Source organism: Streptomyces sp. NPDC005070 (genome assembly GCF_053600395.1).
On sequence record NZ_JBSFZS010000584.1, the window covers coordinates 1 to 1,079 of the forward strand.

At 71.5% G+C, this 1,079-nt stretch carries 1 protein-coding gene; it reads right to left on the reverse strand.

Features of this window, described 5'->3' with window-relative positions:
* Nucleotides 1–186: 186 nt before the first annotated feature.
* Nucleotides 187–975: an enoyl-CoA hydratase-related protein gene (locus ACWEBX_RS41345; protein ID WP_451889808.1), complete on the reverse strand. Its 789-nt coding sequence runs from the start codon at nt 973–975 to the stop codon at nt 187–189.
* Nucleotides 976–1,079: the final 104 nt, after the last annotated feature.

Below are 1,079 nucleotides of genomic sequence, written 5' to 3' on the forward strand. Positions count from 1 at the left end.
GCCGATCGCGGCCCCGGCCAGGGTGGAGAGCAGTGGCAACCAGTCCATGCGGGCCAGCTTGGGCCATCCCGCACCGGCCGCACCAGGTGTACCCCCGAGAACGAACCCGTATCCCCGCTTCCCTGTGCGAGGCCGCGCGTACGGCGAGATGACGGACGCGCCGAGGCGCAGGGACGCAGGGACGGTTCAGCGCCCGGTGAACTCGGGTTTCCGCTTCGCCAGGAAGGCGTTCAGGCCGGTCCGGTAGTCGTCCGAGGCGCCGGTCTCGGCGATCCGCGCCGCCTCGCATTCCAGTGCGCCGTCGAGCGCCGATCCGGACGCGAAGGTCACGGCGGTCTTGATGGCGGCGAACGCCCGGGTGGGTCCGGCGGCGAGTTCGGCCGCGCTCCGGCGAACCGCACCCTCGAACTCCTCGTCGGCGACGACCTGATGCAGCAGTCCCAGGTCGAGCGCTTCCGCCGCACCGAGGAGCCGGGGGCGCAGCAGCAGGTCGAGCGCCACCGTGCGTCCGGCGATGCGGGGCAGGGTCCAGGAGATGCCGGTGTCGCAGGACAGGCCGATGCCCGCGAAGGCGGTGGTGAACGTCGCGGACGAGGCGGCGATCCGGACGTCGCACGCGAGTGCCAGTGCCATGCCCGCACCCGCGGCGACCCCGTTGACGGCGGCGACCACGGGCTTCGGCATGGTCAGGAGCGTCCGTACGAGAGGGTTGTACTGCTCGCGTACGGCATCGGCCATGGCCTGTCCGTCGCCCACGGTGCGCGCTTCCTCCAGATCCTGGCCGACACAGAACGCTCGTCCGCTTCCGGTGAGCACCACGGCGCGCACGTCCGGGTCGTCGGCCGCGGTCCGCAACGCGTCCAGGAGCCGGACCTTGGCGTTCAGGTCCAGGCTGTTCATCCGGGCTGGCCGGTCGAGGCGGATCGTCCGGACGTCTCCCTGCGTGGACGCGGTGACAACAGCGGTGTTGGGCATGGTGATTCCGTTCCTGGATCGGTGCCGGATCGTCCGACGGGGAGGGGTCTTCAGGCGGTTGTCGACACGACCGTCCGGTGGGGCCGTCCGACGGGGAGGAGTTC

Coding starts and splice junctions, on each gene's coding strand:
- ACWEBX_RS41345 (WP_451889808.1), bottom strand. CDS start 975: ATGCCCAACACCGCTGTTGTCACCGCGTCCACGCAGGGAGACGTCCGG.